Below are 23,298 nucleotides of genomic sequence, written 5' to 3'. Positions count from 1 at the left end.
CCCCAGATAGTTCAGCTCTTTTTCGCCACAACGTAGGTTCCGGGTGCCGGTGCCAGCACGTCGTTGGTCGAATCACCCGGCACACGCGCGGCCTGCTTTTTCCCGGATTTGGCCGAGAGCCATTTGTCCCAACGCCCCCACCAGGACCCTTCATGGAAAGTCGCCCCTTCCATCCAGTCATCCGCACGCTGGGGCCATTCCGTGTTGGTATAATGGCCATATTTCTTTTTGGAGGGCGGATTGACGATGCCTGCGATATGGCCGGATTCCGATACGATGAAGGTGCGATCTTTTGACGTGGTGCGCCGCATCCCGATGTAAGAGCTTTTCCAGGCCGCGATATGGTCAGTTTCGCAGGCAATGGCACACAGCGGGACATCGACATCCTCGATAGACAGATGTTCGCCCAGCAGTTCAAAGTCCCCCAGCGCAAACTCGTTCCCCTGACACAGACCGCGCAGATACTCCACAGTCATTCTGGCCGGCAGGTTGGTGCTGTCCCCATTCCAGTACAGCAAATCAAAGGCGGGCGGCGTTTTACCCAGCATGTAGCTGTTGATCGCCGGGCCATAGACCAGATCATTCGGGCGCAGATACGAGAAGGTGCGCGACATGAAGAAACTGTCGAGATACCCCTTGGAATTGACCTCTTCCTCAATGCCATCGACAAAATCATCGTCGAGGAACACGCCCACTTCCCCCTGATCAGAGAAATCGGTGAGCGTGGTAAAGAACGTGGCGGAGTTGATAGAATTGTCACCGCGTTTCTTCATCAGCGACAGGGTCAGGGACAGGGTGGTGCCCGCGATGCAATAGCCCACCACATTGACCTTTTTCTGCTTGGTGATCTTCTTCACCTCTTCGATCGCGGCCAGATAGCCTTCCTCGATATAGGTCCCCATTCCTACATCACGATAGCTTTCGTCAGGGTTGGCCCAGCTGACCACAAACAGCGTGTATCCCTGATCGACAATCCACTTGATCAGACTATTTTGTTCTTTCAAATCAAGGATATAGAACTTGTTGATCCAGGGTGGAAAGATGATCAGCGGGCGGGCATGCACCTGTTCCGTGGTGGGCGCATACTGGATAAGTTCAATCATCCGGTTGCGAAATACCACAGACCCTTCGGTGGTGGCGATATTGCCCCCCACCTCAAACGCACTCTCATCCACCAGCTTGACCAACAGCTCTCCGTCATTGGCTTCCAGATCATTGACCAGGTTTTCCAACCCATCCACAAGCGACCGGCCTTCGGTCTCGATCGCCCGCTCCATCGCGTCGGGGTTGGTCGCGAGATAGTTGGTCGGGCTCATCAGGTCGATCAGTTGCTGGTTGAAGAAGGCCAGCTTGGTGCGTTCGCGTTCGCTCAGCCCCTCAACCCGGTCGAGATTTTCATGCATCGCTTCCGCCGCCAGCAAATATTGCTGCTTGAGGTAGCTGTAATAGGGATGCGTGTCCCACAGGGGATTGGAAAAACGGCGATCCTTGGTGGTCGGAGCCTCCGGCGCTTTGAACTCGCCGGTTTTCATGCCCTCGGTCAGCGCCTGCTGGGCTTCCATCGCATGCTGCAGGCTTTTGCCCCAGAAATTCACCTGCTGCTCAATGATCTTTGCCGGGTTGGTCATAAGTTCATTCCAATAGGCGGTAGAGGTCTTGAGCAGAAAATCCTGCCCCGGCCCCTGCAGGCTCTGCCGCACCGCTTTGCGCCCGGCAAGCACCGCAGACAATCGGGCTGACAACGTCTCAATCCGGGCAAGGTTTTCGTTCAGTTCACTTACATCCTGGCCTGGATTTTTTTGATCTGTTGTCATGGTGAAATATTCCCCCTATCTTATTTCGCACTTGCAGCATAAAATATATCTGCACTGCAGCATTGCAAAAACCGCACCGCAGCATTGCAAATATTGCATGTGTTCATGACTATGCGGTAACAAAGCTGGAAAATGCAAAGGGTAAATGAAAGGGGTTCTGAATGCGGTACATGGCGACATATGATCTGATGGAGACGTTGCGAAACACCAACCAGTGGCTGGGCGCGACGGCTGCCGCTCTTGGCTCCTACCCGGCAACGGCCCTTGTTCCCAACCCCTTCTTCCAGATGATGGCAGCCTGGGGCGACGTCACAGAACGCACCTTCCACCGCATGACCGTAAAGCCCGACTGGGGCATCAACACCGTGGTCACCAAAGATGGTCGCGAGCGTCTGGTCGAGGTTGAAAAACTGGTCGAACGCCCCTTTGGCGACCTGATCAAATTCAATGCTGTTGGCCGCGCCCCGCGCGAGCGCCGCATCCTGCTGGTCGCCCCCATGTCGGGCCATTACGCGACGCTGCTGCGCTCAACCGTGAACAGCCTTCTGCCCGAGGCGGATGTCTATGTGACCGACTGGCACAATGCCCGCGACATCCCGGTCTCGGAAGGCAAGTTCGATATCGAAGACTACACCCTCTATCTTGTTGATTTCATGCGCCATCTTGGCCCGGACATCAATGTGATCGCCGTGTGCCAACCGGCCCCCCTGACCCTGGCAGCCACGGCCTATCTGGCCGAGCTGGACCCCGAAGCACAGCCCCAGACCCTTACCCTGATCGGGGGACCGATCGACCCTGATGCCGCCGCCACGGACGTGACCGATTTCGGGCGCCGTGTGACCATGGGACAGCTGGAGGAAATGGCCATCCAGCGCGTTGGTTTCAAATATGCTGGCGCAGGTCGCATGGTCTATCCGGGCCTGCTGCAACTCGCCGGGTTCATGTCAATGAACGCCGAAATGCACTCCAAGGCTTTCGCGGATCAGATCATGCGCGCGACCAAAGGCGAGGCGTCGGATCACGACAAGCACAACACGTTCTATGACGAGTATCTCGCCGTGATGGACATGACCGCTGAGTTCTACCTCTCCACCGTTGAACGCCTGTTCAAGGACAGCGAGATTGCCCGCAATGCGTTTGTCGTGAACGGGCACAAGGTCGATATCGGCAAGGTCACCGATGTGGCGGTGAAAACCGTGGAAGGGTCCAAGGACGACATCACAGCGCCGGGGCAATGCGTGGCCGCGCTGGATCTTCTGACCGGGCTGCCCGAAGATAAGAAAGCCAGCCATCTGGAGCCGGGCGCGGGTCATTACGGCATCTTTGCCGGCAAGAGCTGGCGCAACAATATTCGCCCCATGGTCCTTGATTTCATTGACCAAAATGCCGGCACCCATGCCAAACAAGCCGAAAAGAAACGGGCGGAAAAAGCCAAGGGCAAAACAGCTCCCCCTGCGGCCAAAGCAAAGGCCGAGCCCAGTTCATCGGACGAAGGCGGCCTGCCCACGCGAATTCCAGTGTGATTCGCGCGATCACCGGGCACATCCCCTGACCTCAGACACAAAAGGCACCCAACCGGGTGCCTTTTTCTGTTCCTGCCCCTGCCCGGATCACGTTTTGGCAGGTCTGCATTTTCACAATTTATCGCAAGGCCAGCGGCATCTGCATCCAGGCATCCAGCCCGATTGTCACTTCCTCCGGGCATTCCAGCATCGGCATATGCCCCGCATTCGGCAACACGACCAGTTCCGCCCCCACCACCAGTTCCGCCATGTTTTCATGCCGGCGCGGCGAGGTCAGCCGATCATGCGCACCACATAGCACCATGGTCGGGATCTTGAGTTTCTGCAGCATTCTCTGGGCATCGGGGCGCCGTTGCAGCGCCCGTTGATGGCGGATGAACATCTCAGGTCCGAAATCAAGGGCCATGTCGCGAATCAAAGACAGGATTGCGTCCTGCCCGTCGCCCGGCGCCAGGGTGTCCGGCGTGACCACTTCCGACACAGCCTCTGCCAGACGCCCCGCCTGTGCCCGCACGATCAGCGGCTCTCGCCAGGCGGCCTGCGCAGGCGTGTCGGGCAAGGGAGAGGTGGACAAAAGCGCCAGACGCGAGACCCGCTCAGGTGCGCGCCGGGTCACCTCCATCGCCACGATCCCGCCCATCGAATGTCCCGCCAGCGCAAAGCGCGGTGGCGCCTGGTCCAGCACATGAGCGGCCATTTCCCGAATGGTATCCCCCATGGCCAAGTTGGCCAGCTGCACCGAGTATTTCCGGGACAACACATTGATTTGAGGCGCAAAAACCCGCGCGTCACACACCATACCCGGCACTAGAACCAATGGCTCCCGCATTCCCTCACCTCACCTTGTCCACCCGTCTTGTGCCGTGTCGCGACGGCGGGGGCAAGCACCCTACGCGCCCCCGGCACAAATACGCCTTGCCCCTCAGCCTGCGCGCCGGATCACCACCAGCGTCATTTTCTGGATCAGATCAAGACATTCCGGGCTGGAGAACCGGTGATCGGCCCCTTTGACAAGCGTCAGGCGGATATCATCCCCCTCGGCATGGTCCAGCAATTTGACCGCCTGCGACGTGGGCACGGCCTCATCTTCGGTGCCCTGCAGGAAACGCACCGGCATGTCGAGCTTCAAGGGTGAGCGCAGCACGAAGTTCTCTCGCCCATCTTCGATCAGCCGCTTGGTGATCAGGTAATCCTCGTCATAATCGGACGGGATCGACAGCATCCCTTCGCGCTCCAGTTCCACTTTCTGCGCGTCGGTGAAACTGGCCCAATAGCCATCTTCGGTGAAATCGGGCGCGGCCGCGATGGTCACCAGACCGGCCACCCGGCCGGGGCGCGCGCGCGCCAAAAGCAGCGATTGCCACCCCCCCATGGACGACCCCACCGCAATGATCGGCCCTTGGGTCAGATTATCCACCACCGCCAGCGTGTCCTCATGCCAATCGCCGATGCTGCCTTCCACAAAGGCGCCCGAGCTTTGCCCATGGCCGGAATAGTCAAACCGCAGGAAGGCAAATCCCTTCTCCTGTGCCCAGGCCTCCAACGCGACCGCCTTGGTGCCTTCCATGTCGGATTTCAGCCCCGACAGAAACACGATGGTCGGCCCCGTCTGGTCTTGGGCACCGCCGGTCTTGTTATAGGCAATGCGACGGCCCTGCGGCGTGTCGAGAAAGTCCACCATCTTTGCGCTCCTCATCCTGTGATCTGTGCTGGGGCGAACCATAATCTGCCGGAATATATGAGCAATCCCCTTTTCACATTGACACGCGCGGGTCATCGGGGGAAAACGCCCCTTACACATAACCCGCAACCGGGCGTTCCGTGGGCGCCAAAACGACGAGGAGCTAGGCCGATGAGCCAGATTTCCCTTACATTTCCCGATGGCAATGCGCGTGAGTTCAACGCAGGTGTGACCCCTGCCGAAGTGGCCGCCGGCATTTCCAACTCACTCGCCAAAAAGGCCATTTCCGCCACCGTGAACGGGGCCCATTGGGACCTGCAATGGCCGATCAATGACGACGCCGAAATCGCCATTCACACCATGAAAGATGACGTGCAGGCGCTGGAACTGATCCGCCACGATTTTGCCCATGTCATGGCGCGCGCCGTGCAGGAGATCTGGCCGGATGTGAAAGTCACCATCGGGCCGGTGATCGAAAACGGCTGGTATTACGATTTCGACCGTGAAGACCCCTTCACGCCGGAAGATCTGGGTGAGATCGAAGCCAAGATGAAAGAAATCATCAACAAGCGCGATCCGGTCACCACCGAGATCTGGGAACGTGACCGCGCGGTGAAATTCTATCAGGCCAACAATGAACCTTATAAGGTTGAGCTGATCGAAGCCATTCCGGGGGACGAGCCGCTGCGCATGTATTGGCACGGCCATTGGCAGGACCTGTGCCGTGGTCCCCACCTGCAGCACACCGGCCAGCTGCCCGGCGATGCGTTCAAACTGATGAGCGTGGCCGGCGCCTATTGGCGTGGCGACAGCAACCGTCCGATGCTGCAACGGATCTATGGCGTGGCCTTCCAGAACAAGGATGGCCTCAAGAAACACCTGCATATGCTGGAAGAGGCCGCCAAGCGCGACCACCGCAAGCTGGGCCGCGAAATGAACCTGTTTCACATGCAGGAAGAGGCCCCGGGTCAGATCTTCTGGCACCCGAACGGCTGGACAATCTATACCGAGCTGCAGGATTACATGCGCCGCCAGCAAAAACGCGGCGGTTATGTTGAGGTGAACACCCCGCAGGTTGTGGATCGCAAGCTGTGGGAGGCCTCGGGCCACTGGGACAAGTATCAGGAAAACATGTTCATCGTTGAGGTGGACGAAGAGCACGCACGCGAAAAGGCGGTCAATGCACTCAAACCGATGAACTGCCCCTGCCACGTGCAGGTCTATAACCAGGGTCTGAAATCCTATCGCGACCTGCCCCTGCGCATGGCCGAGTTCGGATCGTGTAACCGCTATGAACCGTCGGGCGCGCTGCACGGCATCATGCGGGTGCGCGGCTTTACCCAGGATGACGCGCATATCTTCTGCACCGAGGCGCAGATCGAGGATGAAACCAAGCTGTTCATCGAATTCCTGTCCGATATCTATAAGGATCTGGGGTTTGAGAGCTTCTCGGTCAAATTCTCCGACCGCCCGGAAAAGCGTGCCGGCAGTGATGAGGTCTGGGACAAATCCGAAGCCGCCCTGATGGCTGCCACCAAAGCCGCCGGGTGCGACTTTGACCTCAATCCCGGCGAAGGCGCCTTCTATGGCCCGAAACTGGAATTTGTTCTGACCGACGCCATCGGCCGTGACTGGCAATGTGGCACGTTGCAGGTGGACTTTGTGCTGCCGGAACGGCTCGACGCCAATTATATCGGCGAAGACGGCGCCAAGCACCGCCCGGTCATGCTGCACCGCGCCACGCTGGGATCGTTTGAACGCTTCATCGGCATCCTGATCGAGGAACACGCCGGCAAACTGCCATTCTGGCTGGCCCCGCGTCAGGTGGTTGTGGCGGCGATCGTCTCGGATGCAGATGAGTACGTGCATGAGGTGGTTGCCCAGCTGAAAGCCCAAGGTGTCCGGGCCGAGGCCGATGTGCGCAACGAAAAGATCAACTACAAGGTCCGGGAACATTCGCTGGGCAAGGTGCCGGTGATCCTGGCCTGTGGCATGAAAGAGGTCGAAGAGCGCACCGTGTCGATGCGGCGCCTGGGCGAGAAACACTCGAAAGTTCTGTCACTTGACGAGGTTGTGGCAGATCTTGCCGGTGAGGCCACCCCTCCCGACCTGACCTGAACAGCGACATAACAGCCATATAAAAGGCCAGGGTTCCACGCCCTGGCCTTTTTCTGTGCCTAAAGCGTTTCGACTTTAACCTGAGACAGGGAAAAGTCGAAACGCCGCAAGAGATATCAATGCCATGGGCGTTTCGGAATAAACACGTGCCTCAAGTTTATCCCGAAACGCTTTAACCCACGAACCATGTGTCCGAAGGCACGCCAATATTTCGTTACAGGGTTCACGAAACGCGTGATCCCCCCTGTGCATGGCAGCCTTGCGTCTGAAACATATCAGGGCCTGTCACATATCTTTGCAACGGAACGTAACATTTCGCCGTCAACTGCCTGCCGTCAGTTCACGGGTTAATCGTTATTTTACTGGGGTTTCCAACGTCTCGCCCAGCGATGGCCCTCACAGGGGCGTGAGCGCGTTTCGCGCAACCCATAACGCTCCCGTGACTAACGCCGTCGTGAGTGGAGCGGCGCGACCGCGCTGCCTAGATTGCTCTCACCGGCCCCGAGCAACGCCAACAGGGACATCAGACAGCCCAGATCACGCTCATCACGGGACGGTACGAGTTTTAAACCTGAAAGGAAGTTCACATGTCGAAAGCAAAAACCATCGCAGTTCTGGGTGCCGTTTCCGCAGCCGTTGCCGCCAACGCAACCGCCGCTCTGGCAGATGGCGATCAAGAGAAGTGCTTCGGTGTCGCTCTGGCCGGTCAGAACGACTGCGCTGCTGGCCCCGGCACCACCTGCGCCGGTTCGTCGACCGTCGATTATCAGGGCAACGCCTGGAAACTGGTTCCGGCCGGCACCTGCGAGACCATGGAAATCACCGACAGTGCTGGCAAGATGCACAAAGGCTCGCTGGAAGCGACCAAAATGAACCTGCCGTCGTAAGCGCAGGTAAGTGGGTCGGGCAAGCCCCCAAGTTCTGCCCGACCCACCCCAGACAGATAAAAGATCGGCCCGGTCCGCTGTGGCCGATCCTCTTAAAAGCCTCATTCCAATTGCCCTCAGGGGGCACGTCTTCCCCCTTCCGCTCTGCGCCGGGCAATGTTTCGGGAGATATCAATGCTGGACCAACCGCAAAACGCTGCCCCCCATTCCGCCCTGCCCAAATCAGGCGGTATCGGATATAAACCGCAGTATTTCAAAGATTTAATGGAAAATCCCGGCGCGGTTACCTGGCTTGAGATCCACGCGGAAAACTATATGGGCGATGGCGGGCGCCCACTGGCCCAGCTGAAGCATCTGGCGGATCGTTTCCCGATTTCCGTGCATGGTGTGGGCCTGTCTATCGGCGGCGAGGCGCGGCTGGACCCCGAACATCTGGCCCGGCTGAAAAAGCTGGTCGACTGGATCAACCCCGCAATGTTTTCCGAACATCTCGCCTGGTCGACCCATGACAGCCAGTTTCTGAACGATCTTCTGCCCCTGCCCTATACCAATGACACGCTTGCCCGCGTGACCCGCCATATCAACGAGGTGCAAGACTATCTTGGCCGCAAGATGCTTTTGGAAAACCCCTCATCCTATCTGGCCTTCGCCGAAAGCACCTGGTCCGAACCCGATTTCATCCGCGAACTGGCCCGACGCACCGGCTGTGGCCTGCTTCTGGACGTGAACAATGTCTTTGTCTCCGCCACCAATCTGGAATTTGATCCACATACCTATATCGACGCCTATCCGCTGGAGCTGGTTGAGGAGTTTCACCTTGCCGGTCACGATGAAGACGCGGATGAGCTGGGCAAAAAGCTCCTGATCGACAGCCATGGCAAACCGGTGGATGAGCCGGTCTGGGCGCTGTTTGATTACGTCATTTCACGGAGCGGCCCCCGCCCTGCGCTGGTGGAATGGGACAATGACGTGCCGGATTACCCGGTGCTGGAAGCCGAAGCCGCCCGCGCCACCGCCCATATGGCCTCAGTCCCGCAGCCGTCTGCCCAACAGGTGCCCGCATGAGCGTTGATCTGAAACCCCGCACAACTGAGGTCAATCAGACCGATTTCCGCCACGCCATGCTGGATCCGACCACATCCGTCCCTGACGGGCTGGTGAACCCCGATGGCTCTCAGGCCGAGAAGCGGTTCAACATCTATCGCAACAACGTGACCCATTCGCTGGCAACGGCGCTGACAGACGGGTTTCCCGTATTGGTTGCCCTGCTGGGAGAGGAGTTCTTTCGTCAGATGGCGCTGGTGTACCTGCGCATCCATCCGCCAGCTTCACAGCTGATCATGCATTACGGCGCCGCCATGCCACAGTTCCTTGTGGGCTTCCCCGGCACGGTGCATCTGAAATACCTGCCCGATGTGGCCAAGCTCGAACTGGCCCTGCGGCGCGCCTATCACGCCGGGGACGAAGAGGCGATTGATCCGGCGGATCTGACCGCGCTGTCCCAGTCCGACCTGATGGATGCGCATCTGACCCTGGCGCCTTCGGTGGAGGTTTTGTCTGTCGAACACCCGGCCCTCGCAATCTGGGAATATAATATGAACGGCGGCCCCTCCCCGGTGATGGCCCCCGAAGACATCCTGATTTCACGCAAAGGGTTCGATCCCATTGCACAGCGCCTGCCAAAAGGCGGCGCCACATTCGTCAACGCGCTTTTGAAGGGGAGCAGCTTTGGCACGGCCCTTGGCCTGGCCACATCCGATGTGGCCGATTTTGACCTGACCACAACGCTGGGCGCGCTTTTTGCCGGGCACGCCATCACACAGATTTCTAGGGGATGACATGATCGCACTGATTAACCTGCACAATACGCTGGCCGGGCACGTCCAGCGTCTGGGGCCGGCGCTGCTGCCGCTTCTGGCCCGGTTCACCTTTGCCGCCACGCTGGTGGGGTATTTCTGGGCCTCGGGTCTGACCAAACTGGGCAGCGGTATTTTTGGCATCTTCAACCCATCACTTGGGGCCTACGCCCAGATTTTCCCCAAAGCGATGGAGGCGGCAGGCTATGACGTCTCGAAACTCAGCACCTTTCACACGCTGGTGGTCACGGCGGGCACCCTGGCCGAGTTCATCTTGCCGCTGCTGTTGATCATCGGATTGTTCACCCGTCTGGCGGCAATCGGCATGATCGGGTTTGTGATCGTGCAGACGCTCACCGATCTGTTTGGCCATGGCGGCATTGCCCACCCTGAAACGCTGGGCGCGTGGTTTGACCGTATCCCGGACAGCCTGATCCTGGATCAACGCCTCTTTTGGATGGTGGTGCTGGTCACGCTGGTGATCAAAGGCGCAGGTCCCCTGTCACTGGATCGGCTGCTGAAGCTGCACTGAAGGCGCCTGCGCCACAACCGGCCACAAACGGCCTCACCCAACCTCATGTGTAACCAGTATGCACCCCGCCGATCCGGCGGGGTGATTTCATCTGCGGTCAATTGCGTCCGGCTTCACCGCTGCAATCGCCAAAAGACCACCAAGACCTGCCAGCGCAATGGGGAACATGGTGAAAACGCCATAGCCAAAGGCGAAATACATTCCCGCGGCCGAGGCCAGCAACAAGATGCCACCAACCTGCGCGACCGAGCGCGCCATCGCCCCCCCTGCCAGCGCCAGGAGCGGCGCAATCAGCGCAAAAGCACGGATGCGTTCGGGGTGCTCAACCTGCTCGGCCAGATCGGGCAACTCGCCAAACCGCTCGATCAGCTCCGTATAGCCATAGCCGAAGAACCCGACAAACATGCCCCAGATCCCGGCGATAATGCCCAATACCAATGCCGCGTTACGCATATACTCACTCCTCTTTGGGTAGGAGATAGGGCGTCAGGCGCCGTTCTCCAACCACTCGGCGCTGGTTTTCTTGTCCCAGCCCAGCGTCAGGCGATCGCCATCTTCCACAACGGGACGTTTCATCAGGGTCGGGTGTGCCGCCAAAAGCGCCAGCGGATCACCTGCCCGCTCCTCCTCCGACAAGCCCCGCCATGTGGTGGAGCGCTTGTTCACCAGCGCCTCACCAAACGCCGCATAAAACCGGGCGAGATCCGCCGCCGCCACCCCATCTGCCCGCACATCGGTCACCGCCAGATCATAGCCCGCTGCCACCAGCGCCTTTTGCGCCTTCTTGCAGGTGTCACAGCTTTTCAAACCCCAAAACCGCATTGCCCTCTCCTGTCATGTCTTTGTCATGTTGGCCCGTCACATTTCCCCCGTTATGGGCGCCGATGATTGCAAGAACAAGACGGCACTGACAGGTTCATTTGCAGGAAAGCCTTGATTTTCCATCTGCGCTACGCCATGTCAGTGTTGTACGACAGACTATCTTCCGCCTTCTCACTACGCAGTCGGCCAAGTTCAAGACTGCGCTACCAGGGTCACCGCATGTTGTGGGTGGCATAAATTAGGAGAATACGGAAATGGCTTCAGGCACCGTAAAATGGTTCAACAGCACTAAAGGCTACGGCTTCATTCAACCCGACGATGGCGGCGCAGACATCTTTGTGCACATCTCGGCCGTTGAACGCGCCGGCCTGCGTGAACTGCAGGACAACCAAAAAGTCAACTACGAGCTGGAAACCGGCCGTAATGGCAAAACCTCTGCCGCCAACCTCGAGCTGGTCTAAGAGGGTTTTTCAGGGTCGGGGCCCCGGCCCCGATCAATCGTTCCAGTGGAACGATTGAAATGAAAAACGGGCGCGACGCAAGACGCGGCCCGGCACCTGAATAAAAATAGAACCCCCGCGGATCGCAAGATCGGCGGGGGTTTTCTTTATTGCAGGACGGTAACTAAATAAGCCTTGGCTGCGCTGCCGATTCCAAAAGTTCTCTGGCCCTACTAGTATCTCTAAAATAGGTATAGTAGGCAGGATAACCCTCTTCCTCCAGCTTTTTAGAAATTGCAGTTATTGCCTCATCAATGACCGTGTGACGATCATCGCCCTCCGCATTTGGATTAATTACCGAACACATCATCAAGATATGGAAAACTCCATAAGTCACAAATGTGTTTTCTGCCCGCAACGAACCCCTAATGCGAACTTCATCCTCAATATACTGGCGCCTTTCCTCAATGAGGTTGAACCAATCCAATCCCTTGACCAATATAGATGGATCAACCTCAGCGAAAATCTTTTGGTAGAAGTCAGTGAAAATACTATCTGAATCTCTTTTCGCCCGAGCCGGGTCATGGTGCACATACGCTAATAGAATTTGACCAGCCTTCAACGCATCAATGGTCGGCATATCAGAAGAAGGTTCGGCGGTGAACGACCGCTTTCGTCTGTAACGAACGCCAAGAGCAGCCAGCTTTTCTTCCAGTCTGATCTGATGCACATCATTGGCTCTAAGGTCACGTGGACCAATCCTGTTTTGATTATTGGTCGAAATTGCAATACTCGAAATAAGATCAGGATCATCAGTCTCGAAGACACGAAACAAAACTGACAAATGCTCGAACGTCGAGAAGTCAGGATAGTAGTCCTTCATGGCTTCAAAAATCGCATGGCAAGTTTGAGCACCATTAACAATGCTCATTTTTTTCACACCAATTCTGGGTCTGTCAGAAGCCGTTCTGTTTACCCGTAAAGTAGAGCCGACAACAGTTATCCCATTATTCAAAGATGAAAAATGAATGTTGGATGAAGCAGAAGCAGATCGGAAGATGTCTTTGTTTACCGAATTATCTAATCCAAGAAATCCTCGAACGTTTAGATTAAACACGGAATAATCGACCTTACGCTCATCTCTAACATCTTTTATCAAATCATAAAGTTGCTTCGCAGAGAGATACCCAACGACACTTCTCAGTTCTGAAGTGCCAGCCTCTATGACCCCAACCTCTTTAGCGTAGAATGTATGATTTGTTCTTGTGCTATGAGCATTCAAGCAAAACTCAACCACTTCAAGAAGGTGAAACTCTTCGATTTCGATGGACTCGCGGCTTTCCAAAGCATTCTTCAATGGGAAAATCTCGTGCGAAAGGCAGGGGCTACCATTACTCACAAGCCAAAGCTTGAAAATTGGAAAGTTGCGATCAATTTCAGAACGAATCTCGAGAACTTTTTGTTCCAGTTTTTCATTAACAACCTTAGAAAGGTCCGACTTCCTCTCTTTCACAATTTGCAGAAATCTGTGAATTTTTTCTAGGCTTGACGCAGGAAACGGGTTTCTGGCTTTTCGCCTACTCGAATGCACCTTTGATTGAAAAAGATGCACAACTGGATCATCGCCTCGGCGATCTATGTAAACAGCATCAATTCCACAATCATTCGGACCATCAGTTATGGCTTCATTAATTTCATACTGTTCACAATAGAATTTATTCGAAAGAATTAAGTGGATGACCCCGTGCTTCTCGTCACAAATACTTCCGTCAGCTACGAGGCCAGCCAATCTTTCATTCAGTCGATCAAAGTCACATTCACTGAATGACATTATTCACCCCCGCAACTCCGCCTCAAACTCACGCCATTCCCCCGCGCTCATGCCGGAATTCTCCTGCGTGACCTCTTCGCCTTTCAGCATCCGGCGGATGCAGTCCATGGCGCGGCCGGAGAGGTTGGAGCCTCCCAGACGGTAATCTTCGAACGCGCCGTAGGCGGCGGGGACCCAGTCGGCGACGATCTTGCACATCGCTTCGGCATAGACGCGGATTTCGTATTGGGCGTGGTGATCGGCGCGCAGGCGAAGGAAGTGGAAGAGGTTGTGCAGGTCCACTTTCCAATACCATTGGGTATAGACATTGGCGGGCAGGTTCATCCGGGCAAGCTCGCGCGCCAGCCCATCCTGACCGTCCTGCGAGATCATCTCTTCGTAGTGATCATAGGCCCGGTTGCTGTCGGCCTTGAGGATTTCCAGAACCCGTGCGGCCTCTTCCCCCTGCAACGCAGCGCCACGGCCCTGGTTGTTCACCACCGATTGCGCCGCCACATGTTCGGGCGCCGGGATGTAAAATTCGCGGTCCAGGATCGAATAGCGCGCGGAATATTCATTCACATTCGCGGTACGGTGACGGATCCATTGCCGCGCCACAAACACCGGCAGTTTCACATGCAGCTTGATCTCGCACATTTCAAACGGGGTCGAGTGCCAGTGGCGCATCAGGTAGCGGATCAGACCCGCATCATTCTGCACCGATTTCGTGCCCTTGCCATAGCTCACCCGCGCCGCCTGACAGATCGCCGCATCGTCGCCCATATAGTCGATGACACGGACAAAACCGTGATCCAGCACCTCATGCGCGGTATAAAGGTGCTTTTCCATGCCTTCGCTCACCACACGCATCGTGGTGTTTTTCTGGCTGCGCTGTTCTTCGATCTCGGCTTTCTGCTCAGGGCTCAGGGGCATGACGAATCTCTCTCTGAATGTGATTGGGGCCACTATATCTAGGCGATGCGCCAAGCGGAACACACATGATGACGTGGCATCCCCCCAAAGCGGCGCATTCACCACACAGGCCGAGTTTTTCACCCGCGCGCCATTGAAAACTTGACAATATCCGCCCCACCCGCCTGAATGACGCAAAAGAAAACCCGAGGCAGTTTCATGACAGTGACTTTGAAAACAGGCGCAGCCCTGACCGCAGCCATGGCAGCTTTTACGCTGGGAGCCTGCGACAATGGTGGCAACAACCCCCTGACCAATCCGGCGCCCGACACCCCGGCAACAGAAAGCCCGCTGCCCCCCGGGACCGATGATCCCTCTGCAGGCGGATCCATCAACCGTTACGAAGAAGAGGACGGATCCGGCAACGGCTATGCGCAGTCGATCACCTATAATGAGGTGGACGATACTTTCACCGTCGACAACCTGGGCTTTGACGGGACCAACACCTATTCGCGCGTTACCCTGCCCGACGCACAGCTGGCCGCGGCTGTCTCGCCCTATCGGGTTTACGAAAACGCCTCGACATTTGCCGATTCCGTGACCGGCACGCCGATCACCCAATTGCCCCACAAGGCGATCCTCGGGGTCAGCACCAACAGCAATCCCGATGGCTCCCCCGTGACTCAATTTGCCCTGGTGCGCACCGGTGCCTATACCGATTACGGCTTTGGCGGCTTCATGTATGAACGCAACGGGGCGGTTGTCCTGCCGACCAGTGGCCAGGCCGGTTTCCGGGGCGGTTACGCGGGGCTGCGGGATTTCAGAGGGGTCAGCGGGCTGGAATATACCACCGGCGACATGACCCTGGATATCGACTTTGACGATTTCAACGCGGGCGACGCGGTGAAGGGCACCATTACCAATCGTCAGGTTTACGACATGGACGGCAACCGCCTGACCGATCAGTACATCGCCGAGATCAATGACGACAATGCCCTGGTCACCGGCTGGCAGGACATCCCGCTTGGGGCCCTGCCCTCGCTGCACCTGACCATTGGCCCGGATACGCTGAACGCTGATGGTGAATTGACCAATGGCATCACCAGCAGCAACTCCGGCGTTCAGCTGGAAAGCGGAAATTACTACGCGGTGCTGGCCGGCGAAGGTGCGGATATGGAAGTGACGGGGATCGTGGTGATCGAAAGCGCCGATCCGGGGACCGATGGCGTGGTTATCCGCGAAACAGGCGGCTTCATCCTTTACCGATAAGTCGATGACTTTCCTTCGAAAACCCATATTGGCGGCGGTGTTATCACTGCCGCTTTTCGCCACATCATCCCTGGCTGAACAAGTGACCCTGAGCGCCGACCAGATGCTTGTGGCCACACGAAACGCGCTGGCGGCGCGGCAGCCGGGCGTGGCGTTACGATTTGCCACCGCCTATCTGGATGCCTATCCCGACTCCGTCCTGATGCTGGTGCTGAAATCCCGTGCCGAGCGGGACCTCGGACACAACAAAGACGCGCGCAACACGGCCAAACAGGCCTGGAAACTTGCCGAGACCGAAGGGCAGAAATACTCCGCCGCCATGGTGGCCGCGCAGGCCTCAGCGTCGGGCGGCAACAAGATGGCAGGGCAGTTTTGGCTGCGGCGCGCCTCAAACCACGCTGCAACCCCCGCGCAGAAGCGGCAGTTGAGACAGGATTTCAACTATGTGCGGGCGCGCAACCCGTGGCGCCTGCAGCTTGATTTTGGCCTGACGCCAAGCTCCAACGTCAATGACGGATCCTCGGAAGAGGGGGGGTATTGGGTCTTTGGTGGCACGTTGCTTCCGGTAACCTACCGGGGGGCCTCTCGCCCGCTGTCCGGCCTGGAAGGGCATCTTGGCGCGACCCTCACCTACCGGTTTGCCGAAAGCAAAACCGCGCGCAGTTTCGTTGGCACCCAGGTTTTTCACAAGGAAGTCTGGCTGAACGACCCGAGCGATGCCGCCCCGGCTTCGGTCTCCGGGGCAGATTACCGTTACAGTTCCGTTGCACTGACCTATCGGCATCAGCGCCTGTTGGGGCAAAATCGCGGGATGCTGGACTTTGACATGCGACTGGGGCGCAACTGGTATGGCGGCACACCGCTGTCGGTTCTGTTTGGTGCCGGGTTGCAGTTTCACCTGCCCCCCAAGGCCGGGAAACGTCTTTCCCTGCAACTGAAATATGACCTGCAATCGCCGGACAGCGCATATGTCGATGACATTCACACCACCGGGATCGGGTTGCGCTATCGCATGCCGTGGCAGAAGAACCGCCTCACACTGAAGGCGGACTACCAAATGGCGACATCACGCGACATCACCCGCGCCTATGACGAATACCGGATCGGGATTGAGATGGATTTTGGCAAAGCACTTGCCGGCAACTCGATTTCAGGGGGCGTGACCGGCAGTTACCGGGAATATGCCCAATCCCCGCACACATTGGATGGGCGCCGGGACAAGACGTTCTCGGCATTTGCCGAAATGACCCTGAACTCGGTCAGCTATTGGGGGTTTTCCCCGGTTGTCAGCCTCAACCATACAAGCACCAGCTCAAACGCTGCCCGGTTCACAAAATCGGAAACCGCGCTCGGTCTGTCGATCCGTTCCCAGTTCTGACTTCTTTTGCTTAGCCCCGGGTCTGCTAAAGCGTTTCAAGTTTATCCCGAAACGCTTTAATGTGACTGGTGAAACAGCTGAGACACAGGTTTTCCCCGAAACGCCACGGCACTGTCACGTCCTGCCCCGTTTCGCCCCCTGTCTCAGATCAAGACCAAAACACTACAGGCGGGGGGGCAGCCCCTTTGCCCAGAAGGAGAAACCGGATGGATATCCGTTATTTACACACGATGGTTCGGGTCAAGGATCTGGACAAGAGTATCGCGTTTTTTGAACTTCTCGGGCTGAAAGTGACCAGCCGTCGGGATTTTGAGCAGGGGCGGTTTTCCCTTATCTTCATGGCCCCACCGGGGCAACCGGACTGCCCGGTGGAGCTGACCTATAATTGGGATGGCGATGAGGGGTTGCCCTCGGACAGCCGCCATTTCGGCCACCTCGCCTATGAGGTTGAGGATATCTACGCGATGTGCCAGCACCTGATGGACAATGGGGTCACGATTAACCGCCCTCCGCATGACGGCCGGATGGCCTTTGTGCGCTCGCCCGACAATATCTCGGTCGAGTTGCTGCAGATGGGGGCCCCACTGGACCCGGCAGAACCCTGGACCAGCATGGGCAACACGGGGCATTGGTAAATGCTGCGGGCGTGGGGCATTCTGGGAAGAGGTCACTGGCGTGTGGCGCAATGCGTCCTCTTTCTTGCCCTGCCCCTGCTGACCGCGCCGCTTTCCGCAGCCCCCTGTCGGCAGGCCCTTGCGCTGGGGCTTGATGTCTCCGGCTCGGTTGATGATCGGGAATACCGGCTGCAGCTGGATGGCATTGCAGCGGCGCTGCTGCAACCGGACGTGTTATCGATCCTGACCTCGCAGCCACAGGCCCCTGTTTCAATTGCCATTTTCGAATGGAGTGGCCCCGACAACCAGAATATCCTCATTCCCTGGACCCGGATCCAATCGGCGCAGGATGCACAGGATGTCGCCACAAAGCTTAACCAGCAACGGCGTCGGCCGGGGGATCCGTCCACAGCCATGGGCAAAGCCCTGATTTATGGTGCAGAGCTGTTGCGAAACATGCCCGGCTGCTGGCAACACACGCTGGATCTGTCCGCAGATGGCATGTCCAATTCGGGTCCGCGCCCGGTGGAAGTGGCCGAGGATCTTGCCCGCAATCCGGTGCTGGTCAACGGGCTGGTGATCGCGCCGGATGGCAGGGGGGACCAGCAGGGTCTGGACCAACTGACCCGCTATTTCGAAGAATGGGTCATCCGTGGCCCGTTCAGTTTTGTGGAACAGGCCGCGGGCTATGAAGATTACGCAAATGCCATGGCCCGCAAGTTGCTGCGCGAGCTGTCAGGGTTGCCCCTGTCAGAAGCACCGCCAAAAAAAGTGCCTGGTGTGCCATCTGTGATCCCTGCTGAACGACGGGCTGAAGCGCCATCTCAGGACGTTTCAACTGTCTCAAACACACTGCTCTGGCCCGAAACGCCAAATCAGAGGCACACGCAGGCCCATTGATCAGCCAGGGGATCAGCCCGCTTATCAGTCCGGGGATCAGTAGATATAGCGGATCTGGTCTGTCCAGTAACGTTCAACCCGTTTCAGCGCGGAATTGATCTCTTCCACACCTTCAGCCCCCAGCACACCGCGCGACTGCAACCCATCAGCGTGTCGCTCAAACAGCCCGCCAACGATGTCCCGAATGGCACGGCCACTTTCCGTCAGGCGCACGCGCACGGAACGGCGGTCAATTTCACATCTCTGGTGGTGCATATAGCCCATTTCAACCAGTTTTTTCAGGTTGTAGGACACGTTTGACCCCTGATAGTAGCCACGCGATTTCAGCTCGCCCGCCGTGACTTCGTTGTCACCGATATTGAACAGGAGCAGCGCCTGCACGGCGTTGACTTCCAGCACACCAACACGTTCAAATTCATCTTTGATGACATCCAGCAATAGCCGATGCAGACGTTCGACCAGGGCAAGGCTGTCAAGATACTGGCTCACGAACGTCTGGTTGACGCTCTGAGGGATTTGGGAATGCATGCTCATTCGTTACTCCGACCTAATTCTTGTGGTCAGTTTTCAGAGCAAATCCATTACATTCAGTTAAATCTGAGAATAAATCTGGCGGAGAGTTGCTGAAAATTTTCAGCAAATCTCCTGTTTTGATCCCGATCCGGCCTTAGCGGGCGCCGGTGAATTCAGCGATCTTTTCGATCAATGGCGCTATTTCAGCGGGCGGCGTGATCTGGCCCGACACCCACTGATAAAGGTCCTGATCATTTCGCGACAGGAGCGCTTCGTATTCATCCAGGGCGGCGGTATCCATTTTTTCAAGATGAGCATCCGCATAGGATTTCAGGATGATGTCCATCTCCTTGATGCCGCGCCGCATCGACCGCATCGACAGGCGTTTGATACGGTTTTCGGGGGTTTCCCCTTCCGGTCCCCCCGGCAGCTCGCTCAGAAGCGCGTCGAGCATCTCGTCGTTTTTCCGGGTCATACCTGCCCCCCTTCGAAACGTTTTCGCAATGTCTTTTCCAGCCGCGCCAACCGCTCGGCAGAACTGTTCATCTGGGTGCGCAAGTCGCGAATTTCACGCAAAATTCCACGGATTTCCGGGGTGTGGTCAGGTTCGCCCTCGGGCAGGTTCACCCCCTCCCCTTCGCCGGTCAAAAGCCAGCGCAGGGACACATTGAGAACCCCTGAGGCCATGTTCAGCTTGTTGGCGCGCGGTTCGGACAGGTCATTTTCCCAATTGCGCAGCGTGGCAACCTTGACCCCAAGGCGTCGGGCCAGTTCGGCCTGGCTCATGGCTTCGGCTTCGCGGGCCCCGGCAAGGCGATCCCCAAAGGTGGCTTCGTCCTCCGAATACCATCCACTGTTCTGATCTGCATCATCCATAAAATAACCCTTTCTTCATCTGCCTCATCCAATTGGGCGCACCATAGGGGCAATCGGGTAGAAGTTGAAGGGTCCTGCCCGCGCCGCCCAGACTTTTAACGCTGCGTGGGCCGGTTTCTTGCCATTATAGCTTTCACAACCGTGTCGAAACCCATTAGATGTTTCGCAACTGACTTACCAATAGAGGCCCCCCATGTCTTTCCTGTCTGCGACATTGAACCGTGTAAAACCCTCCCCCACCATCGCCGTTTCGAACCTGGCGGCTGAGTTGAAGGCGCAGGGCAAGGATGTGATCGGGCTGGGTGCCGGGGAACCGGATTTCGACACACCTGAAAACATCAAGGAGGCCGCAAAGGCCGCGATTGATGCGGGCAAGACGAAATACACCGCCGTTGACGGCATCCCGGAGCTGAAGGCCGCGATCTGTGCCAAGTTCCAGCGCGACAATGGGCTGGATTACAGCCCTGCCCAGATCTCGGTCGGGACCGGCGGCAAGCAGATCCTCTATAATGCGCTGATGGCGACGCTCAATCCCGGTGACGAGGTGATCATCCCGGCGCCCTATTGGGTAAGTTACCCGGATATGGTGCTGCTGGCAGGTGGGGAACCCGTGGTGGTGGAATGCCCGCTGGAAACCGGGTTTCGCATGACACCAGAGCAGCTTGAGGCGGCGATCACCCCCAAGACCAAGTGGCTGATTTTCAATTCCCCCTCGAACCCGACCGGTGCGGGCTATTCGCGCGACGAGCTGAAGGCGCTGACCGATGTGCTGATGCGCCATCCGCATGTCTGGGTGATGACCGATGACATGTATGAACACCTCGCCTATGGGGATTTCACCTTCTGCACCCCGGCCGAGGTCGAACCCGGTCTTTACGACCGCACGCTCACCTGCAATGGCGTGTCCAAAGCCTATGCGATGACCGGCTGGCGGATCGGCTATGCGGCGGGTCCAGTGGAGCTGATTGGTGCGATGCGCAAGATCCAGTCGCAATCAACCTCGAACCCCTGTTCGGTCAGCCAGTGGGCAGCGGTTGAGGCGCTGAATGGTCCGCAGGATTACATCCCGGAAAACAACAAGATGTTCGTGCGCCGCCGGGATCTTGTGGTCGAGATGCTGAACGCCGCCGACGGACTGGAATGTCCGGTGCCGGACGGGGCGTTCTACGTCTACCCTTCGATTGCCGGATGTCTGGGCAAAACCTCGGCGGGTGGGGTGAAGATCGAAAACGACGAACAGTTCGCAAAAGCCCTGCTCGAAGAAAAAGGCGTGGCGGTGGTGTTTGGCGCGGCCTTTGGCCTGAGCCCCAATTTCCGCGTCAGCTATGCCACCTCCGACGCGGCACTGAAGGAAGCCTGCACCCGCATCCAGGCCTTTTGTGCGGAACTGAGCTGAGGGGGAACAATGAGCACTGAACTGCCCGACTATTACTTCCGTGTGCGCGACAACGGCGCCTTTGTCTTTCGCGTGGATACCGAAAACCGCCATCGTCGCATCGACATGGAACAGATCGCCATTGTGAATATCCGCAATGGCGAGGTGAAACCGCATGGGGACCGGGTGCTGTCATCCGAAGATCAGGCGGCGATTGCCACCTGGATGACGGAGCGGCGCGCGCTTTTGCAGCGGCGCAGCATCGACGACATCCTGCGCACGGTGGATCACCTGAACACCACGGCCCATTGGGCGCAGACCAAGGCGGAGGAGGAGGAGCTTGAGGCGATCACCGACACGCTCCTTCTGGCGATGCATGATCTGCGCAGTGTGCTGGTGCGCAAGAAAGCAGATCGGATGATGAAAGGCTGAGGCGCCCCGAGCTTTTGCGGTGGGCGGGCCTAAGGTGTTTCGACTTTGACCTGAGACGGGAAAAGGGGCGCTGCCCCTCGCCGCTGCGCGGCTCACCCCGAGGTATTTTTGGCAAGAAAAAGAGATGGGAGACGGATGGCCGGAGCGGCTTTCCCCTTCCCCGTGTGATACCAGTGAAACGGCGGTGGGCCGGTTATGACTGAGACAGGCGCGAAGAGCGGCTCCAGAACCGCCAGGACATGAACGCACCTGCGCAGAGAAGCCCGATGACGAGGCCGGCCCAGACGCCCTCTCCGCCCCAGCCCCACTGGATCCCCATCAGGTAAGACATTGGCACCCCGACCAGCCAGTAGCTGATCGAGGCGATCACCATTGGCACCTTGGTATCATGCACCCCGCGCAGCAGGCCCAGCGCCATCACCTGTGCGGCATCGGCAAACTGGAAAAGAGCCGCCACGACCAGCAGCGAAGTGCCGACGCGCAGGATTTCGTCGCGCAGCGGTTCGGCCGGATCCAAGAAGGCGCTGATCATCGGGTATGGCAGGCCGATGAACACAAGCACGGAAACGCCCCCGAACAGGAGAGACAGCAACGTGATCGCCAACGCGCCCCTGCGCAGCCCCTCCTCGTCACGGCGCCCAAGCGCACGGCCTGCCCGTACGGTGGCCGCGTTGGACAGGCCGATATGCACCATGAAGAAGGCCGACACGATCTGCAATGCGATCCCATGCGCGGCAAGTTCCAGCGTCCCGATCCAGCCCATCACCACGGTGGAGGCCGAGAAAAGCCCCGCCTCGGCCAGGGATGTCAGGCCGATCTGCACCCCCATGCGCACCACTTCACGCAGGGCGTCCCAATCCGGGCGCCAGATCCGCTGAAACAGGTTATGTTCCGGCAGCGCCCGCACCGCGTAGGTCACCAACACGGCAAAATTGGCGCATTGCACAATCAGCGAGGCCAGCGCCGCGCCGCGCACCCCCATTTCGGGGAAGCCGAAATTGCCAAAAATCAGCGCGTAATTCAGAAAGGCATTCAACACGGTGGCCAGAAGTGTGGCATAGAGCACAACCTTGGTGCGCTCCAGCGCCGAAAGATAAGAGCGCAGCACCATCAGCCCCAGCGCCGGATACAGGGACCAGCCCATGATGCGCAGATAGTCCTGCGCGATGGCCGACAGCTCTGGTTCCTGCCCGATGGCCAGCAGAAGCGGTTCGGACCACCACAGGGCGGGCATCACCAGCGTGGCAATGATGGCTGACGACCAGAACCCCATTCGGGTCACCCGGCGCACGCGGGTGTCATCCCCTGCCTCGGATGCCGACGCCACCATCGGCATCACCGCCCAGGCAAAGCCCGACCCCATGATCATCAGCACGAAAAACAGTGTGCCGGCCAGCACAACAGCGGCCAGCGCCTCGACCCCGTACCAGCCGAGCATCACCGTATCGATGATCTGGATGGCAAATCCGGCCAGTTGCGAGCCAATAAGCGGCAAGCCCAGAAGGAGCGCTGCACGCATATGCTGCGGGAGTGTTTGCGGTAACGT

At 57.9% G+C, this 23,298-nt stretch carries 24 protein-coding genes; 13 read left to right on the top strand and 11 right to left on the bottom strand.

Annotation, left to right across the window (positions count from 1 at the left end):
* Positions 1-11 precede the first annotated feature (11 nt).
* Positions 12-1,814: a PHA/PHB synthase family protein gene (locus tag K3J57_RS04495; protein WP_259797278.1), complete on the bottom strand. Its 1,803-nt coding sequence runs from the start codon at positions 1,812-1,814 to the stop codon at positions 12-14.
* A gap of 161 nt (positions 1,815-1,975) precedes the next feature.
* Here K3J57_RS04495 and phaZ point away from each other — a divergent pair, with 161 nt between their 5' ends.
* Entirely contained in the window at positions 1,976-3,337 is a 1,362-nt protein-coding gene (phaZ, locus tag K3J57_RS04490) for a polyhydroxyalkanoate depolymerase (RefSeq protein WP_259797275.1), read from the top strand.
* Between the two features lie 118 nt (positions 3,338-3,455).
* Here the strand turns inward: phaZ and K3J57_RS04485 are convergent, their stop codons facing one another.
* Positions 3,456-4,166 (bottom strand): alpha/beta fold hydrolase, encoded by a 711-nt coding sequence (locus K3J57_RS04485; RefSeq protein ID WP_259797273.1) that lies wholly within the window; start codon positions 4,164-4,166, stop codon positions 3,456-3,458.
* Positions 4,167-4,259: 93 nt separating this feature from the next.
* Positions 4,260-5,018: an alpha/beta hydrolase gene (locus tag K3J57_RS04480; protein ID WP_259797271.1), complete on the bottom strand. Its 759-nt coding sequence runs from the start codon at positions 5,016-5,018 to the stop codon at positions 4,260-4,262.
* Between the two features lie 171 nt (positions 5,019-5,189).
* Here K3J57_RS04480 and thrS point away from each other — a divergent pair, with 171 nt between their 5' ends.
* The 5 genes from thrS (at position 5,190) to K3J57_RS04455 (ending at position 10,411) form a co-directional block, all read left to right on the top strand.
* Positions 5,190-7,136, top strand: coding sequence for a threonine--tRNA ligase (gene thrS, locus K3J57_RS04475; RefSeq protein WP_259797269.1), 1,947 nt, complete (start codon positions 5,190-5,192; stop codon positions 7,134-7,136).
* 587 nt (positions 7,137-7,723) lie between these two features.
* Positions 7,724-8,023, top strand: coding sequence for a BufA1 family periplasmic bufferin-type metallophore (locus K3J57_RS04470; RefSeq protein WP_173487370.1), 300 nt, complete (start codon positions 7,724-7,726; stop codon positions 8,021-8,023).
* A 174-nt stretch (positions 8,024-8,197) separates the two neighbouring features.
* Positions 8,198-9,088, top strand: a complete 891-nt coding sequence (bufB, locus tag K3J57_RS04465) for an MNIO family bufferin maturase (protein ID WP_259797267.1) — start codon at positions 8,198-8,200, stop codon at positions 9,086-9,088.
* Entirely contained in the window at positions 9,085-9,861 is a 777-nt protein-coding gene (locus K3J57_RS04460; RefSeq protein WP_259786485.1) for an HvfC/BufC N-terminal domain-containing protein, read from the top strand. The genes bufB and K3J57_RS04460 overlap by 4 nt, the downstream gene beginning before the upstream one ends.
* Position 9,862: 1 nt before the next feature.
* Positions 9,863-10,411 (top strand): DoxX family membrane protein, encoded by a 549-nt coding sequence (locus K3J57_RS04455; RefSeq protein ID WP_259797265.1) that lies wholly within the window; start codon positions 9,863-9,865, stop codon positions 10,409-10,411.
* A gap of 87 nt (positions 10,412-10,498) precedes the next feature.
* On the opposite strand, the gene K3J57_RS04450 is transcribed toward K3J57_RS04455, so the two are convergent.
* Both K3J57_RS04450 and K3J57_RS04445 read right to left on the bottom strand, forming a co-directional pair.
* The gene (locus K3J57_RS04450; RefSeq protein ID WP_173487374.1) at positions 10,499-10,864 is read right to left on the bottom strand and encodes a hypothetical protein; all 366 of its coding nucleotides are present in this window, start codon (positions 10,862-10,864) and stop codon (positions 10,499-10,501) included.
* A 33-nt stretch (positions 10,865-10,897) separates the two neighbouring features.
* Positions 10,898-11,233 (bottom strand): arsenate reductase family protein, encoded by a 336-nt coding sequence (locus K3J57_RS04445; protein ID WP_259797261.1) that lies wholly within the window; start codon positions 11,231-11,233, stop codon positions 10,898-10,900.
* A 254-nt stretch (positions 11,234-11,487) separates the two neighbouring features.
* Here K3J57_RS04445 and K3J57_RS04440 point away from each other — a divergent pair, with 254 nt between their 5' ends.
* Positions 11,488-11,694 (top strand): cold-shock protein, encoded by a 207-nt coding sequence (locus tag K3J57_RS04440; protein ID WP_259772613.1) that lies wholly within the window; start codon positions 11,488-11,490, stop codon positions 11,692-11,694.
* Between the two features lie 163 nt (positions 11,695-11,857).
* Here K3J57_RS04440 and K3J57_RS04435 read toward each other — a convergent pair whose 3' ends face one another.
* Positions 11,858-13,504 carry an AIPR family protein gene (locus tag K3J57_RS04435; protein WP_259797256.1) on the bottom strand — a complete coding sequence of 549 codons (1,647 nt, stop codon included), beginning with the start codon at positions 13,502-13,504 and terminating at the stop codon, positions 11,858-11,860.
* Positions 13,505-13,507: 3 nt separating this feature from the next.
* Positions 13,508-14,416 carry an FAD-dependent thymidylate synthase gene (thyX, locus tag K3J57_RS04430; RefSeq protein WP_173487671.1) on the bottom strand — a complete coding sequence of 303 codons (909 nt, stop codon included), beginning with the start codon at positions 14,414-14,416 and terminating at the stop codon, positions 13,508-13,510.
* 168 nt (positions 14,417-14,584) lie between these two features.
* On the opposite strand from thyX, the gene K3J57_RS04425 reads away from it, so the two are divergent.
* From K3J57_RS04425 to K3J57_RS04410, 4 genes are all read left to right on the top strand, one after another.
* Positions 14,585-15,664 carry a hypothetical protein gene (locus tag K3J57_RS04425; protein WP_259772616.1) on the top strand — a complete coding sequence of 360 codons (1,080 nt, stop codon included), beginning with the start codon at positions 14,585-14,587 and terminating at the stop codon, positions 15,662-15,664.
* Between the two features lie 82 nt (positions 15,665-15,746).
* Positions 15,747-17,042 carry a surface lipoprotein assembly modifier gene (locus K3J57_RS04420; protein ID WP_259797252.1) on the top strand — a complete coding sequence of 432 codons (1,296 nt, stop codon included), beginning with the start codon at positions 15,747-15,749 and terminating at the stop codon, positions 17,040-17,042.
* Between the two features lie 206 nt (positions 17,043-17,248).
* Complete coding sequence (locus K3J57_RS04415) at positions 17,249-17,677, top strand: VOC family protein (RefSeq protein WP_259772618.1); 429 nt, start codon at positions 17,249-17,251, stop codon at positions 17,675-17,677.
* Positions 17,678-18,556 (top strand): DUF1194 domain-containing protein, encoded by an 879-nt coding sequence (locus K3J57_RS04410; protein ID WP_259794204.1) that lies wholly within the window; start codon positions 17,678-17,680, stop codon positions 18,554-18,556. It begins immediately after the preceding gene.
* 36 nt (positions 18,557-18,592) lie between these two features.
* On the opposite strand, the gene K3J57_RS04405 is transcribed toward K3J57_RS04410, so the two are convergent.
* The 3 genes from K3J57_RS04405 to K3J57_RS04395 all read right to left on the bottom strand — a co-directional run bounded on the left by K3J57_RS04405 (position 18,593) and on the right by K3J57_RS04395 (position 19,945).
* Positions 18,593-19,090 (bottom strand): MarR family winged helix-turn-helix transcriptional regulator, encoded by a 498-nt coding sequence (locus K3J57_RS04405; protein ID WP_173487666.1) that lies wholly within the window; start codon positions 19,088-19,090, stop codon positions 18,593-18,595.
* A gap of 133 nt (positions 19,091-19,223) precedes the next feature.
* On the bottom strand, positions 19,224-19,523 hold the full coding sequence (locus K3J57_RS04400; protein ID WP_259787010.1) for an FAD assembly factor SdhE: 300 nt from the start codon (positions 19,521-19,523) through the stop codon (positions 19,224-19,226).
* 17 nt (positions 19,524-19,540) lie between these two features.
* Entirely contained in the window at positions 19,541-19,945 is a 405-nt protein-coding gene (locus tag K3J57_RS04395; protein WP_259786475.1) for a helix-turn-helix domain-containing protein, read from the bottom strand.
* A gap of 193 nt (positions 19,946-20,138) precedes the next feature.
* On the opposite strand from K3J57_RS04395, the gene K3J57_RS04390 reads away from it, so the two are divergent.
* Together K3J57_RS04390 and K3J57_RS04385 are read left to right on the top strand one after the other, a co-directional pair.
* The gene (locus tag K3J57_RS04390; protein WP_259797250.1) at positions 20,139-21,341 is read left to right on the top strand and encodes a pyridoxal phosphate-dependent aminotransferase; all 1,203 of its coding nucleotides are present in this window, start codon (positions 20,139-20,141) and stop codon (positions 21,339-21,341) included.
* Between the two features lie 9 nt (positions 21,342-21,350).
* Complete coding sequence (locus K3J57_RS04385; RefSeq protein WP_173487663.1) at positions 21,351-21,752, top strand: hypothetical protein; 402 nt, start codon at positions 21,351-21,353, stop codon at positions 21,750-21,752.
* 193 nt (positions 21,753-21,945) lie between these two features.
* Here K3J57_RS04385 and K3J57_RS04380 read toward each other — a convergent pair whose 3' ends face one another.
* Positions 21,946-23,271 carry an MATE family efflux transporter gene (locus tag K3J57_RS04380; RefSeq protein ID WP_259797249.1) on the bottom strand — a complete coding sequence of 442 codons (1,326 nt, stop codon included), beginning with the start codon at positions 23,269-23,271 and terminating at the stop codon, positions 21,946-21,948.
* Between the last annotated feature and the right edge of the window lie 27 nt (positions 23,272-23,298).

The sequence above is a fragment of the Aliiroseovarius crassostreae genome (assembly GCF_025137635.1).
GTDB classification, from domain to species: Bacteria; Pseudomonadota; Alphaproteobacteria; order Rhodobacterales; family Rhodobacteraceae; genus Aliiroseovarius; species Aliiroseovarius crassostreae.
Note: the sequence above shows the minus strand (reverse complement) of the source record. Positions and strands in the feature narration are given on the sequence as shown.

Bases quoted from the DNA above. Each gene is read 5' to 3' on its own strand.
- K3J57_RS04405 (WP_173487666.1), bottom strand. From the start codon at position 19,090: ATGAGCATGCATTCCCAAATCCCTCAGAGCGTCAACCAGACGTTCGTG.
- K3J57_RS04400 (WP_259787010.1), bottom strand. From the start codon at position 19,523: ATGCTCGACGCGCTTCTGAGCGAGCTGCCGGGGGGACCGGAAGGGGAA.
- K3J57_RS04390 (WP_259797250.1), top strand. From the start codon at position 20,139: ATGTCTTTCCTGTCTGCGACATTGAACCGTGTAAAACCCTCCCCCACC.
- K3J57_RS04410 (WP_259794204.1), top strand. From the start codon at position 17,678: ATGCTGCGGGCGTGGGGCATTCTGGGAAGAGGTCACTGGCGTGTGGCG.
- K3J57_RS04460 (WP_259786485.1), top strand. From the start codon at position 9,085: ATGAGCGTTGATCTGAAACCCCGCACAACTGAGGTCAATCAGACCGAT.
- thrS (WP_259797269.1), top strand. From the start codon at position 5,190: ATGAGCCAGATTTCCCTTACATTTCCCGATGGCAATGCGCGTGAGTTC.
- K3J57_RS04450 (WP_173487374.1), bottom strand. From the start codon at position 10,864: ATGCGTAACGCGGCATTGGTATTGGGCATTATCGCCGGGATCTGGGGC.
- K3J57_RS04485 (WP_259797273.1), bottom strand. From the start codon at position 4,166: ATGCGGGAGCCATTGGTTCTAGTGCCGGGTATGGTGTGTGACGCGCGG.
- phaZ (WP_259797275.1), top strand. From the start codon at position 1,976: ATGCGGTACATGGCGACATATGATCTGATGGAGACGTTGCGAAACACC.
- K3J57_RS04480 (WP_259797271.1), bottom strand. From the start codon at position 5,018: ATGGTGGACTTTCTCGACACGCCGCAGGGCCGTCGCATTGCCTATAAC.
- K3J57_RS04380 (WP_259797249.1), bottom strand. From the start codon at position 23,271: ATGCGTGCAGCGCTCCTTCTGGGCTTGCCGCTTATTGGCTCGCAACTG.
- thyX (WP_173487671.1), bottom strand. From the start codon at position 14,416: ATGCCCCTGAGCCCTGAGCAGAAAGCCGAGATCGAAGAACAGCGCAGC.
- K3J57_RS04435 (WP_259797256.1), bottom strand. From the start codon at position 13,504: ATGTCATTCAGTGAATGTGACTTTGATCGACTGAATGAAAGATTGGCT.
- K3J57_RS04470 (WP_173487370.1), top strand. From the start codon at position 7,724: ATGTCGAAAGCAAAAACCATCGCAGTTCTGGGTGCCGTTTCCGCAGCC.
- K3J57_RS04385 (WP_173487663.1), top strand. From the start codon at position 21,351: ATGAGCACTGAACTGCCCGACTATTACTTCCGTGTGCGCGACAACGGC.
- K3J57_RS04415 (WP_259772618.1), top strand. From the start codon at position 17,249: ATGGATATCCGTTATTTACACACGATGGTTCGGGTCAAGGATCTGGAC.
- bufB (WP_259797267.1), top strand. From the start codon at position 8,198: ATGCTGGACCAACCGCAAAACGCTGCCCCCCATTCCGCCCTGCCCAAA.
- K3J57_RS04495 (WP_259797278.1), bottom strand. From the start codon at position 1,814: ATGACAACAGATCAAAAAAATCCAGGCCAGGATGTAAGTGAACTGAAC.
- K3J57_RS04425 (WP_259772616.1), top strand. From the start codon at position 14,585: ATGACGCAAAAGAAAACCCGAGGCAGTTTCATGACAGTGACTTTGAAA.
- K3J57_RS04395 (WP_259786475.1), bottom strand. From the start codon at position 19,945: ATGGATGATGCAGATCAGAACAGTGGATGGTATTCGGAGGACGAAGCC.
- K3J57_RS04445 (WP_259797261.1), bottom strand. From the start codon at position 11,233: ATGCGGTTTTGGGGTTTGAAAAGCTGTGACACCTGCAAGAAGGCGCAA.
- K3J57_RS04455 (WP_259797265.1), top strand. From the start codon at position 9,863: ATGATCGCACTGATTAACCTGCACAATACGCTGGCCGGGCACGTCCAG.
- K3J57_RS04440 (WP_259772613.1), top strand. From the start codon at position 11,488: ATGGCTTCAGGCACCGTAAAATGGTTCAACAGCACTAAAGGCTACGGC.